Origin of the sequence: Crocosphaera chwakensis CCY0110 (assembly GCF_000169335.1) — a bacterium.
Classification (GTDB): domain Bacteria; phylum Cyanobacteriota; class Cyanobacteriia; order Cyanobacteriales; family Microcystaceae; genus Crocosphaera; species Crocosphaera chwakensis.
The window spans coordinates 158,738-171,553 of sequence record NZ_AAXW01000005.1 but is presented as its reverse complement, the minus strand read 5'-3'; the positions used below and the strand labels follow the sequence as shown (position 1 = coordinate 171,553).

Sequence of the window (12,816 nt, the reverse complement as noted above, 5' to 3'; positions counted from 1 at the left end):
TGGCTTACCAAGAAGCCGGCTTTTTCCAATGAGAAGGAATTTATCTCATCATAAACCCCTAGATCCCTTAAGTCTAGGGGTGTTAGAATAGGTTCTTAATCAAAATTATAGATTTTACCGATTTTCCTGTAGTGTATTTCTTATCACACTACGATAGAACTCATAACATCTTCAATGTCTAATCAAAAGTTTTCGCACCCGATTCAGTTTAAAGCGTCCGAATCCCTCTGTTTACCGGTTAAACGGACTCCTATTCCGATCCATCATTATCTTAGACAACCGCAACGATTAGTAAAGGCGATCGCCGATCCTAAGTTAATGGAACAGTTATCGGATAATGAGTTTCGTCTTAAGATGCGTCCTTTGAATTTTATGGAGATGTATCATTTTCAACCGACGGTTATTTTGGGAGTTTGGTCTAATAGTAAAGGAACGGTTTTTTTAAGATCCCAAGATTGTGAGATTCGGGGAATTGATTATATTAATGATCGCTTTTCTTTAACCCTTAAAGGGAAACTTTCTCCTCAAGAAAAGGAGGGAAAAACTTATCTAGAAGGACAAGCGAATTTAACGGTTGAAGTTGATCTACCCCCTGCATTGAGATTAACCCCTGACTCCTTATTAAAAATGACGGGTAATGGTCTGTTAAGAGGGGTTCTCAGTCGCATTAAAAACCGTCTTCTTAATCAATTATCGCAAGATTATCACCATTGGGTTGATGCTCAATCTGAATCTCTTAAAACCGAAGAGGTTAGTCGTTTTGGTGAACCTTGTCCTGAATTATAAGACAACAAGGCGTTGTTCAAAAATAGGGTTTTTTGGGTAACGCTTTGACCATAAATTCAACCAAGTCGTCTCTTGATTGTTAGAGCATTAGTATTAACTGAAAGAGTTGAAAATCAAGCTCGTTAAACAAACCTCTCGCACCCAAAATAAAGGGATTTTGAAGCGAAGAGCGATCGCTAAAAGCTTTTCGTCAATCATATTAGCAAATGCGAGTAATTTGATATTTGGCAAAACTGTTACCCTCGGTTGAATAATGCCTTAGTCTGGCTATTGATCTTGATAGATTTTAAGCAAATCTTGGTAATGCTCAATACGTCTGTCCCGAAAATATGGCCATATACGACGGACATCTTCAGAACCCTGTAAATCAAGTGTAATGGTCAATACTTCCTCTTGATCTTTACTTCCACAGGCTAAAATTTCTCCTTGAGGACCAGCAATAAACGAATGACCCCAGAAGGCAATTCCTTTTGTATGACCACTGGGATCAACTTCATGTCCCACACGATTACAACTAATAACAGGCAGTCCATTGCACACTGCATGAGACCGTTGAACCATCATCCACGCATCTGTTTGTCTTTGTTGTTCTTCAGGGGTGTCTTGATCACTCCAACCAATAGCTGTAGGATAAATTAGCATTTGGGCCCCTTTGAGAGCCATTAATCTAGCTGCTTCGGGGAACCATTGATCCCAACAAATCAAGATTCCTAACCGTCCCAGGGAAGTGTCAATGGGTTCAAACCCTAAATCTCCTGGAGTAAAATAGAACTTTTCGTAAAATCCTGGATCATCAGGAATGTGCATTTTTCGGTATTTTCCCGCTATGCTTCCATCCTTATCTAGGACAACGGCCGTATTGTGATAGATTCCTGTTGCTCGTTTTTCAAATAACGAAAGAACGATAACCACCCCCAATTCTTGGGCCAGTTGTCCAAAGCTTTCTGTAGAAGGGCCAGGGATGGTTTCCGCTAAATCAAATAGAGAAACCTCTTCGGTTTGGCAAAAGTACAAACTTCTATGAAGTTCTTGTAAAACCACTAATTGGGCCCCTTTGCTAACCGCTTCTTGAATACCCTCGATGCTTTTTTGTAGGTTATGTTCTACATGGATGGAGTTACTTTGTTGGACTAAAGCGACAGTTAATGATTGATTCATGATTTGAGAAATCCTTTGGGAAGTTGCATGGTCATACAATGGAGTGAACCAAATTCGCGGATTAGGGGTAAACAGTCGATTCCTATGACTTTGTGGCGAGGATAGGCTGTTTGAACTTGTTTTAGAGCTTGGTTATCCTTTTGATCTCGATAAGTAGGAACCAACACTGCACCGTTAATGATGAGATAATTGGCATAACTAGCAGGTAATCTATCTCCGTCCTCATTATATTTAGGTTGGGGCCAGGGAAGGGGAATTAAATGATAAGCGTTCCCATCAGGGGTTCTCAAGGCTTTTAATTCAGTTTCTAAACACTTAAGATCGTCATAGTGAGTATCGCTGCGATCGTCGCAACTCACATAGACAAGGGTCTGATTAGGCGCAAATCGAACTAAGGTATCGATGTGGCTATCGGTATCATCTCCTTGTAAATGTCCATGTTTCAGCCAAAAAATGGTCTTGACCCCTAATATATCCCTCAGAAATGCCTCAATTTGTGTTTGAGTTAATTGGGGGTTTCGATTCGGATTCAGCAGACAACTTTTTGTGGTTAAAAGGGTTCTATTGCCGTCGGATTCGATCGCTCCCCCTTCTAGGACAAAAAAGGGGGATTCGGTTGGGATTGCTTTATTAGCACATTGAGCAAGAATCTGATCATTAATGTGATTATCAAGAACACTTTGATATCCTATGTCCTCATATTTTTGTCCCCAACCATTAAAGGCAAAATTAAGAATTTTTAATTCATCTTTATCATTTATGAGGGTAATCGGCCCATAATCTCGAATCCAAATGTCGTTATTGACAGCGATGACAAATTGAATTTGTCTAATATCTATATTATGGGCAATAAATTGATCTATAACTTTAGATTTTAAGTCGTAATCTCGTACGATTAAAACGAGTTTTTCTCGTTGGGTAATTGCTTGACAAAGATTAAGATAGACTGGTTCGATTGTATCTAAGATAGAACCCCATTCTGTCTTTTCATGAGGCCAAGCTAAAAGTACAGCGTCTTGTTGATACCATTCTGCGGGAAGTGTGTACATTTTATTAGTTTAACCGTTGTATTATCTATTTTTTGGCAACTTTTTGTAGAAGGATAAAACATTCTGTCATCGCTAATTTGAAATTGATAGTTGCTAATTTACTTAGGTGAACATTTTCACTCTTATTTTGACAAATAGTGAGATTAATGTCTTTATTTTGAACCGATTCAGGAATATTATCAATTTTAGAGCTTTGATCAACTATAGTCTGATTTTCGGAATAATTTAGGCTATTTATTGTTTTTTTATTCACCATTAAGAAAAACCTCGGCTGTTTTTAGTCGTTTCACGAATTTTAAAAAAATTACTATAATAGCAAAAATATTACAATATATATGGATTAAATTAGAATAAGTTTTGATTAAAATTTCTTAATTTTAGATAATTAATTCTTAACTTATTAAGCTTTGATTAATTTAGAATTTCTTGTGGTTTAAATTTTGGTTAACTAGGGTTGACTAGAAAAATAGTTGATGTTATATATTTTTAACAAGATTAAAAATATATGGATAAATCTTTATAAAGGTAAAAAAGTATACTATGAAGGAAATTTCTCCCTCTCAGAACTTAAATGTCTTAGAGAAACCGCTTGTCCAAAAGATCATTAATTTAGATCCTATTAAAAAACTTGAAAAATCTTCTGCTCAAAGTCAATGGTCTATTCAAGATAGCGAAGAGTTATATGGGATTAATCGCTGGGGTATTCCCTATTTTAGTATTAACAACTTGGGGCATATAACCGTTGCTCCGAAAGGAAACAGAGGTCGCTCCTTAGACCTTTTCAAATTAGTGAAAGCCCTAGAAGAAAGAAGCTTAAATTTACCCTTACTCATTCACTTTCCTGATATTATCGAGGATCGCATAGAAGAACTCAATTCTTGTTTTGCCCATGCCATTACCCGATATAACTATGAAGGGTCTTATCAAGGCGTATTCCCCATTAAAGTTAATCAGCAACGTCACATTGTCCAAGCCATTGTTAACTGTGGAAACAATCATAAATACGGACTAGAAGTCGGCTCAAAACCGGAATTATTGATTGCTTTAGCCCAATTAAAAGAGTCAAACGCCCTGTTAATTTGTAATGGCTATAAAGATCAAAAGTATATAGAAACAGCCTTGTTAGCCCGTCGCTTAGGGTATCAAACCATTGTGGTTGTAGAACAATTAAGTGAAATCAAACTGGCCATTGATACGGCCAAAACCCAAGGTATTCGACCCGTTTTAGGGATTCGTGCCAAATTAAGTAGTAAAGGAGATAGTCGATGGGGCAACTCAGCCGGAGATAAAGCCAAATTTGGGTTAACCATTTCGGAGATCATGGAAGCCATTGAACAACTCAAAGCTGCTGAGATGCTAGAGAGTCTTCAGTTACTTCATTTTCATATTGGATCGCAAATTTCCTCCATTGCAACCATCAAAGAAGCCTTAACAGAAGCCAGTCAAATTTACGTTAATTTGTCTCAATTAGGGGCTAGTATGAAATATTTTGATGTGGGTGGAGGGTTGGGGATCGATTATGACGGGTCCCATAGTCATTTTCCCGCTTCTAAAAACTATAGTATGCAAAATTATGCTAATGATGTGGTGGCTGCGATTAAAATCGCTTGTGAGACCCAAAAGCTAAAAGTTCCGATCATCATTAGTGAAAGTGGTCGAGCGATCGCCTCCCATCAATCGGTGTTATTAACCAATGTACTGGGGGTAGATAAAATTCCTACCTTTCCCATTGATATTGAGAAAGATAAGTGTCATAGTTTAGTCCAAGAAATGGCTAACATCTACGATGCAATTAACTCCGCCAATTGTCAAGAATCTTATCATGATATTTTACAACTGAAAAAAGAAGGAGAAAGCTTATTTTCCTTTGGTTATCTCAACTTGAAAGATCGGGCAAAGGTTGAGAGTTTATTTTGGCAGTGTTGTCAACGAATTCAGGGCATTGTTAACCATACTAATACAGGATTTGATGGTTTAGAAACCCTTAATGAACTGTTGTTCTCTACTTATTACTGTAATTTCTCCGTATTTCAGTCTCTTCCTGATAGTTGGGCGATTGAACAGTTATTCCCTGTTATGCCCATTCATCGCTTGAATGAAAAGCCCACTGAACTAGGAATTTTAGCAGATTTAACCTGTGATAGTGATGGACAAATTGCCAAATTCATTGGGTCACAAGAGGTTAAACCCCATTTAGAATTACATCAATTTTATGAGGGACAACCTTATTATTTAGGGATCTTTTTAAGTGGAGCTTATCAAGAGATTATGGGTAGTTTACATAATCTTTTTGGAGATACCAATGCGGTTCATGTTCGTTTAGATTCGGAGGGATATCACATTGAACACGTGGTTAGGGGAAATTCTATGGCTGAAGTGTTGAAATATGTTCAATACGATAGTCAAGATATGGTAGAAACCATGCGCCAAAAAACAGAAAAAGCTCTCAAAGAAAAGCGATTAACCCTTAAAGAATCTTGGCTGTTTCTCAAACATTATGAAGAGGCATTATGTAACTATACTTATTTACGATAAATACTGAGGATAGGTAATAGGCAAGAGAGAAAAAGCAACAAAAGTGGGAGGGCTTGGTAAGGGTTATTATCCTAAATAATTTTGGACAGAAATGTTCATTTTGTTATCAACAGATTCTAATTGTGGAGGGGTGGAGGGTGGGAAAAAAGGGGGGAAATTTTGTTTTACTCCATTAGAATTCATCGTTTTTCATCAATTGTTATTAATTTACCAGAACTAAAATTATGAATCGACAAGATTTTCTTCAAGACCAGGTTCAGCAAATCGATATTAAATCTTTAAACATTGCTAACTTAGTGAATGCCTTCAGTCAAACCGCCTTTCAAGCTCGAAACTTAGGACGAGCAGCAAACATTTACGATCAAATGATCAGTGATCCTGACTGTGCCATTATCCTTTGTTTAGCCGGATCTTTATTTAGTGCCGGACTCAAAGGAGTGGTGTGTGATTTGATTAATCACAACATGGTAGATGCCATTGTGTCTACCGGTGCGAATATTGTTGATCAAGACTTCTTTGAAGCATTAGGATTTCATCATTATGTGGGTGATCCCTTTGCGGATGATGAAATTTTACGACAGTTAAGAATTGATCGTATTTATGATACTTATATCGATGAAGATCAGTTACGGGTTTGTGATATGACCCTTGCTAAATTAGCTGATTCTTTAGAGAAACGTCCCTATTCTTCACGGGAATTTATTGAAGAGATGGGAGCCTATCTTGAGGTTCATGGTAAAACGGAACAATCTGTGGTTTTAAGTGCTTACCGCCATCAAGTTCCCATTTTTGTTCCTGCTTTTAGTGACTGTTCAGCCGGATTCGGTTTAGTGTATCATCAATGGAATTCTCCTGAATCCCATTTAACCATTGATTCGGTCAGAGACTTCAAAGAATTGACTCAATGCAAGCTGTCATCTGCTGCTACTGGTTTACTCATGATTGGGGGTGGGGTTCCCAAAAACTTTGCTCAAGACACAGTAGTAGCTGCTGAATTACTGGGTTTTGACACCAGTATGCACAAATACACCGTTCAAATTACAGTAGCGGACGAACGGGATGGAGGCTTATCCGGTTCCACTCTAAAAGAAGCTCATTCCTGGGGCAAAGTTGACAAAAACAGGGAACAAATGGTGTTTTCTGAAGCTACCTTAGCCTTTCCCCTGGTTGCGGGTTATGCCTATGAACAGCAAAACTGGCGTTCCCGTTCACCAAGACATTTAGCCAATTTATTTCATCAATCTTTAACTAACAAGTCCCTCGCCATCTCAGAATAAATTCCACGATACCGAGGTTGATAACAAGAAACCCGAAGGAGTTTTTACCACTATGACCGTTCAAACTTTTAAGACCTTGGGACAAGTTTTAACCCATTGGTCTCAGATTCAACCTGAACATAAAGCCTACACCATGCTCGATAACAATGGTGTTGAAGAAAGTCACATCACCTACGGAGAGCTACACTCTCAAGCCAAAAAAATAGCCCAAACCCTATTAGGGTCTGGACTACAATCTCGTAATGTTATTTTATTGTATCCTCCTGGCATCGACTTTATCATCGCCTTTTTTGGTTGTCTGTATGCTGGAGTTATTCCTGCACCTATCCATGCACCGAAACGAAATCGGTCTAATCAAAAGATTGCCAGTCTTGTTCACTCCATTGATGCAGCAGCCATTTTAGTTCCTGAAGCTCAAAAAGAGACTTATGATCAGATTTTGAGCAAGGAAGAGAACTGGCCCGAAGAACTCCCCTATATTGTCACCGATCGCCTGTTTAACTTATCCCCGTTGGCCACCCCTGAACTTCCTGATCTCGATGGTTCAACCTTAGCTTTCTTACAGTTTACGTCGGGTTCAACTTCCTTACCCAAAGGGGTGATGATTAGTCATAGTAACTGTCTGAGTAATCTGGAAATGGCTTTATCTGTTACCAGTGCAACCCCTGAATCTACCTTTGTCAGTTGGCTTCCCCATTATCATGATCTTGGATTAGTAGCCCATTTACTGCACAGTTTTTATGGGGGTAGTCACTGTGTCATTTTAGCCCCTACCACCTTTGTTTCTCGACCCCTTGAGTGGTTACGGGCCATCACTAACTACGGTGGACAATATACAGGCGCACCGAACTTTGCCTATCAATTATGTGTGGATAAGATTCGGCCAGAAGAGCAAAAAAATCTCGATCTTTCTTGCTTACGCATGGCCATTAATGCAGCCGAACCCATTAATGCCCAAACCCTCTTGGATTTTAGCGAGAAATTTGCTGAAAATGGATTTAAACCCCAAATGTTTCTACCCGCTTATGGAATGGCGGAGGGGACAGTGTTTATCTCTTCAGGAACCTTAGAACAAGAACCAGTCTATCTCGAAATCGATTTAGACATCTTGGGTAAGGACAATATTGCTGTTGAAACCAACAATGATACTCACAAAAAAAGATTGGTAGGTTGTGGTCATGGCAAACTAGGGGAACAACTCTTTATCATTGATCCCCAACGTAACTGTGAAGTCCCTCGTTATCACGTTGGAGAGGTATGGGTCACTGGGCCAAACATCATGGCCGGTTATTATCAAAATCCAGAAGCCACCGCTAAAACCCTAGTTTCTCAAAAAGGCGATCGCTTGTATCTACGGACAGGAGATTTGGGGTTTATGGATGAAGATGGGGAACTCTATATCACTGGACGACTCAAAGACCTGATTATTGTCAATGGGGTGAACTATTATCCCCAAGATATTGAAATCTGCGTTGGACAAGCTCATAAAGATATTCGTTCCGGTTGTGTTATCGCTTTTAGTGTTCCAGGAAAAACAGCAGAAGAGTTAGTCATTGTTGCAGAGTTGAACAAAGCAGGAATGACTAAGATGGGACAGTCCGGTTATTTGGAAGAAATGGTCGAGGCCATTAGTTCCAAGATTGGAGAAGAGTTTGAATTGTCGGTAACCCAATTGGTTTTTTTAAGAATTGGACGCATTCCCAAAACCTCCAGTGGGAAGTTGCAAAGACAACAATGTAAACAGATGTTTTTGCAAGAGAGTCTCGATGTTTTAGGGAGATGGACTCAATCTGATGGCACCCAGGAATCCCAAGAAGCGATCCATACACAACATCTGGAAAAAACCTTTGACGAGATCATGTCTATGGGGTTTACCCATCTACAAGTTTTTACCAATCTCATGCAAATGTTTACTAAAGACTATGAGGTAAAAATGGTAGAGTTTGACCTCGAAAAACCCTTACTGGTTTATGGAATCGATTCTGTCAAATTGACGGAAATTCATCGCCAACTGCAACGAAAACTGGAATGCAGTCTTCCCATTGAAGTCTTTTGCGAAAACAAAAATGTTAAAGGGATGCTCAACGAGATTGTTGGTGCCATGTCGAATAATTCTCATTAATTGATTGATTACGTACAAGGAAAGATTACTATGTTGAATATTGAAAAGACATTTGACCAAATCACTGCAATGGGACCAGTACATCTGAAGATTTTTACCTATATCATGCAGATGTTACGGGATAAATATGACGTTTCCATGATTGATTTTGATATTGAGAAATCCATCTTTTTCTATGGTATTGACTCTTTAAAGATTATTGAGATTCATAGTGCGTTAGAAGCTCGCTTAAATTGTAAAATTCCCACAGAAGCGTTTTTCCAAGCCAATACTTTCAAAGGGATGATCGATGATATTGTTAAATCCATCTCTAATGACGGCAATTTAGGGATTGAAACCAGTCATTATTCTCTTGAGACTGAAATTCAAGAAGCGTTGGACTATTTATTGCGCGATCGCCCTCAACGGGATGAAGGTTATCAAACCGAGCTTACTCATACCACCTTATTAACTGGTGCGTCGGGGTTTGTGGGAACCTTCTTTCTCAAAGAACTTTTGGAAAATACGGATCTCAAAATTTTCTGTTTAGTTCGCGCGGCCGATGAAGCAGCCGGTTTAGAAAGGATACGCAAAACAGAAAGAAAATATAATGCTCATCTTCCTCAAGGGTGGGAAGATCGAGTGCAGATCGTCATCGGGGATATGTCCAAAAAGCGGTTAGGATTGACCGATGAGGTTTATCAGGAGTATGCCAAGACCATTGATAGTGTCTATCATGTGGCTGCGGTAGATAACTTCTATTTACCCTACAACATCATCAAGAAAACCAATGTGGTAGGAACTGTTGAAGTGGCAGACTTTGCGTTAGAAGGAAAAATCAAACCCTTCTATCATGTTTCCAGTTGTGCAGTGTCCTTACTAGAACAGTGTAGCGATCCTCCAACCATTATTGGTTTAGTTAATGGATATGCTCAAACCAAGTATGTCACAGAACAAATTATCTTGCGTATAGCAGAAAAAGGATTACCTTGGAGTAGTTTTCGTTTAGGTTATCTCTATACTTTGGGTATTTCTGATGTGGATCTTGATCCCAATGTTTCTTTTAAGAAACTATTACAGTTAGTAGCAAAAGCTTACGACAAAGTAGAAGACGACTTTTTTATTGAAGCAGATGCCTTTGAGAATTTCTTAATGGCAATTCCTGAAATTGGCTGTGTTCCTGATCTAGATGCCAATTTCGATCTAATGCCAGTTGAATATGGGGCAAAAGCAATTATTAAAACCTCATTATTGCCCATGAGTGAGCTAAAAAGTTGTTATACCTTTTATAACCCTTGTCCTTTGGATTGGTCTGATATTGTTAATTACTTCAAACAGAGCAATAAAAGGATCGAGAAGGTTCCTTTAAATACCTTTGTGGATAAGTATGCAGAGTATGTACGACACACTGATGATAACAGTATTAAGCTCTTAAAATCTGTTGTTTCTTCTCAACTGGATCAACAACTTAATACCATGTTTCGGCAGATCGATACGGATATGGTGAAAGAGGATATTCATTGGTGTCCTCCCTGTGAAAAGCAGTTTACCCATGCTTATGTAGATTTTGTTCTCAATGATTAAAGGTTGAATTAAGCCTAAACTCGTTAAGGTTTTTACTTTAGCGAGTTAGGTTTGAAGAGCTTATTTAAGCTTAGATTCCTTAAACATCAAAATAAAACATTTTCAGGAAATAAAATTATGTCAAGAACTAAATCAAAATCACAAGTCAAACCTATTGATTTTGTTGAACGCAACAATCTCAAAGGAATCTTAGCCATTGCTAGAGATTGGATAGCAATGTTATTAATTATAGCTTTTAGTATTTGGGCAGATAATATCTTTGTTTATTTTATTTCTATTTGGTTAATTGCAGCATTTCAATTAGCCCTTGGAGAATCATTAGTTCATGAAGCCATTCATCTTAACTTATTTTCTAACAAATCATGGCATGAAAAACTACAGTTTCTTTATGCTTATCCCTTTTTGAGAACAATTTATTCCTATAAAGAGCATCATTTTGATCATCACAAAGATTTGTGGGGCGAAAAAGATTATATTCCTGAAAATTATAATTTTTTAGGATTAAATAAACCCCAAAAAAGTTTATTTTTTATTCTAGTGATTCAACCGTTATTGGGACTCTCAGCTATTTATTTTTGTGTTGAAATTCTATATAATTTTAATCCTCTAAAACTCAAAAATGATAAAAAATTGTTAATCAGTACCATTCAAATGGTTTTATTTTGGTTGATTGTGATTCCCCTCTTTTATTTTTCTGGATATTTTCATCTGTTAGTTCTTTATTGGTTTATTCCTTTATTCTGGTGTTATTCAGGTTACTCACTGTTTAGTGAAGTCGAAGAACATTTTAATACTCTATCAGGAACACGATCCAATATCGATCCTTTCTTTAATTTGTTATTTCACAATGGAGGGTATCATTATGTTCATCATATTTGTCCTACAATTCCTTGGTATAAGTTACCAGAAGCTCATAAGGCTTTATCTGTAACCTACCCTAATATCTTATTAGATATATCTAATAATGTTTTGGAAACCTATCAACAATTTAAAAGAGATAATTCAGAGAATCAAGTAACTGAACGATTTAATAAATTAGATGAACTTCGTGCCGGATATCTACCTTTAACTAATTAATCACTAAGTATTGTTGTAAGAATTGGTAGTTAGTAGTCTAGAACTTAGTTATATTTGCCAATTCCTAATTAATATTTTCTAAGAAAAAAAGGAATTTTAATGATGATACCAACAGTAGCACAAACGGTTTCTTCCTCTTTAACGCTTGAATCGATAAAAAAGCTAAAGTTTGCTCAAAAAAGTGAATTTTTGCCAACTCTAAATAGACGAATTGATGAATTTTTTAAAACCGCTAAACGACAAAAGCGAGATTGTCCTCAGTTTTATTTTAAGGTGATTATTCTACTTTTTAGTTTAATCACAACCTATATTCTTTTAGTATTTTTTGCCCAAACATGGTGGCAAGCTTTAGCTTTATCCATTGTTCTTGGATTAATTATGGATGGTATTGGGTTTAATCTTCAACATGATGGTTCTCACAATGCTTGTTCTAATATTCCTTGGATAAATAAGTTAATGGGAATGTCTTTAGACTTAATTGGTTTTAGTTCCTATTACTGGAAAATAGGCCATAATGTCCTTCATCACAACTATATCAATATAACAGGGTATGACCAAGACTTTGAATTTGGTATTTTCGCTCGAAAAACCCCCTTTCAACAATGGCATCCTTATCATCGTTGGCAACATTATTACCTTTGGTTTTTATATGGTCTTTATACAATTGAATGGTCATTACTTCGTGACTTTAATAATTTTTTTGATAGGAAGTTAGACCATCTTGATTATCCTAGACCCAAAGGAGTAGAATTAGTTATTTTTGTTTTAGGAAAAGTGCTATTCCTAACCCTTGCTTTTGCTATTCCTTTACAATTTCATCCGTTTTGGAATGTTTTATTCTGCTATGTAATGACGGTATTCACGATGGGATTAGTAATGAATTTTGTTTTTTTACTCGGTCATGAAGTTGAAAAAGCAGCCTTTTTAATCCCTTCACAAACAACTGGAATAATAGAAAAAGAGTGGGCAGTTCATAAGGTAGAAAGCACTGTGAATTGTTCTTTTAATCCTTTTTTAAATTGGTTTTGTGGAGGGCTTAATTATCATATTGAACATCATCTGTTCCCAACTATTTGTCATGTTAATTATGCTGCCATGTCACCAATTGTTAAGAAAACCTGTGAGGAATTCGGTATAAAATACCAAGTTAATCCATCATTTTGGCATGGTGTCTTATCACATTATCTATGGCTACGTCGTCTTGGTAAGCAACCTTAAAATTTTTACTTAATTTGTTTAGATTGAACAC

10 protein-coding genes are annotated in these 12,816 nt (G+C 37.2%); 7 read left to right on the top strand and 3 right to left on the bottom strand.

Annotation, left to right across the window (positions count from 1 at the left end; all coding sequences use genetic code 11):
• Positions 1-174 precede the first annotated feature (174 nt).
• The gene (locus CY0110_RS05250) at positions 175-786 is read left to right on the top strand and encodes a DUF1997 domain-containing protein (protein WP_008274279.1); all 612 of its coding nucleotides are present in this window, start codon (positions 175-177) and stop codon (positions 784-786) included.
• 267 nt (positions 787-1,053) lie between these two features.
• On the opposite strand, the gene CY0110_RS05245 is transcribed toward CY0110_RS05250, so the two are convergent.
• From CY0110_RS05245 to CY0110_RS05235, 3 genes are read right to left on the bottom strand one after another with little or no spacing between them, the layout of a single operon-like run.
• Positions 1,054-1,944 carry a carbon-nitrogen hydrolase gene (locus tag CY0110_RS05245; protein ID WP_008274277.1) on the bottom strand — a complete coding sequence of 297 codons (891 nt, stop codon included), beginning with the start codon at positions 1,942-1,944 and terminating at the stop codon, positions 1,054-1,056.
• Positions 1,941-2,993, bottom strand: a complete 1,053-nt coding sequence (locus CY0110_RS05240) for an agmatine deiminase family protein (RefSeq protein ID WP_008274276.1) — start codon at positions 2,991-2,993, stop codon at positions 1,941-1,943. The genes CY0110_RS05245 and CY0110_RS05240 overlap by 4 nt, the downstream gene beginning before the upstream one ends.
• A gap of 25 nt (positions 2,994-3,018) precedes the next feature.
• Positions 3,019-3,249 carry a hypothetical protein gene (locus tag CY0110_RS05235; protein WP_008274275.1) on the bottom strand — a complete coding sequence of 77 codons (231 nt, stop codon included), beginning with the start codon at positions 3,247-3,249 and terminating at the stop codon, positions 3,019-3,021.
• Between the two features lie 293 nt (positions 3,250-3,542).
• Between CY0110_RS05235 and speA the strand changes: the two genes are divergently transcribed.
• The 6 genes from speA to CY0110_RS05205 all read left to right on the top strand — a co-directional run bounded on the left by speA (position 3,543) and on the right by CY0110_RS05205 (position 12,785).
• On the top strand, positions 3,543-5,528 hold the full coding sequence (speA, locus tag CY0110_RS05230) for a biosynthetic arginine decarboxylase (RefSeq protein ID WP_408605572.1): 1,986 nt from the start codon (positions 3,543-3,545) through the stop codon (positions 5,526-5,528).
• 224 nt (positions 5,529-5,752) lie between these two features.
• Positions 5,753-6,805: a 1,9-bis(guanidino)-5-aza-nonane synthase gene (locus CY0110_RS05225; RefSeq protein WP_008274272.1), complete on the top strand. Its 1,053-nt coding sequence runs from the start codon at positions 5,753-5,755 to the stop codon at positions 6,803-6,805.
• A 52-nt stretch (positions 6,806-6,857) separates the two neighbouring features.
• Positions 6,858-8,927, top strand: coding sequence for an AMP-binding protein (locus tag CY0110_RS05220; protein ID WP_008274271.1), 2,070 nt, complete (start codon positions 6,858-6,860; stop codon positions 8,925-8,927).
• 30 nt (positions 8,928-8,957) lie between these two features.
• Complete coding sequence (locus tag CY0110_RS05215; RefSeq protein WP_008274270.1) at positions 8,958-10,490, top strand: SDR family oxidoreductase; 1,533 nt, start codon at positions 8,958-8,960, stop codon at positions 10,488-10,490.
• Between the two features lie 117 nt (positions 10,491-10,607).
• Complete coding sequence (locus tag CY0110_RS05210; RefSeq protein ID WP_008274269.1) at positions 10,608-11,567, top strand: fatty acid desaturase family protein; 960 nt, start codon at positions 10,608-10,610, stop codon at positions 11,565-11,567.
• Positions 11,568-11,666: 99 nt separating this feature from the next.
• Positions 11,667-12,785, top strand: coding sequence for a fatty acid desaturase family protein (locus CY0110_RS05205; protein ID WP_008274268.1), 1,119 nt, complete (start codon positions 11,667-11,669; stop codon positions 12,783-12,785).
• Positions 12,786-12,816 lie beyond the last annotated feature (31 nt).

Excerpts from the sequence above, each read along its gene's own strand:
- CY0110_RS05210 (WP_008274269.1), top strand. The coding sequence starts at position 10,608 with ATGTCAAGAACTAAATCAAAATCACAAGTCAAACCTATTGATTTTGTT.
- CY0110_RS05235 (WP_008274275.1), bottom strand. The coding sequence starts at position 3,249 with ATGGTGAATAAAAAAACAATAAATAGCCTAAATTATTCCGAAAATCAG.
- CY0110_RS05225 (WP_008274272.1), top strand. The coding sequence starts at position 5,753 with ATGAATCGACAAGATTTTCTTCAAGACCAGGTTCAGCAAATCGATATT.
- CY0110_RS05215 (WP_008274270.1), top strand. The coding sequence starts at position 8,958 with ATGTTGAATATTGAAAAGACATTTGACCAAATCACTGCAATGGGACCA.
- CY0110_RS05240 (WP_008274276.1), bottom strand. The coding sequence starts at position 2,993 with ATGTACACACTTCCCGCAGAATGGTATCAACAAGACGCTGTACTTTTA.
- CY0110_RS05250 (WP_008274279.1), top strand. The coding sequence starts at position 175 with ATGTCTAATCAAAAGTTTTCGCACCCGATTCAGTTTAAAGCGTCCGAA.
- CY0110_RS05245 (WP_008274277.1), bottom strand. The coding sequence starts at position 1,944 with ATGAATCAATCATTAACTGTCGCTTTAGTCCAACAAAGTAACTCCATC.
- CY0110_RS05205 (WP_008274268.1), top strand. The coding sequence starts at position 11,667 with ATGATGATACCAACAGTAGCACAAACGGTTTCTTCCTCTTTAACGCTT.
- CY0110_RS05220 (WP_008274271.1), top strand. The coding sequence starts at position 6,858 with ATGACCGTTCAAACTTTTAAGACCTTGGGACAAGTTTTAACCCATTGG.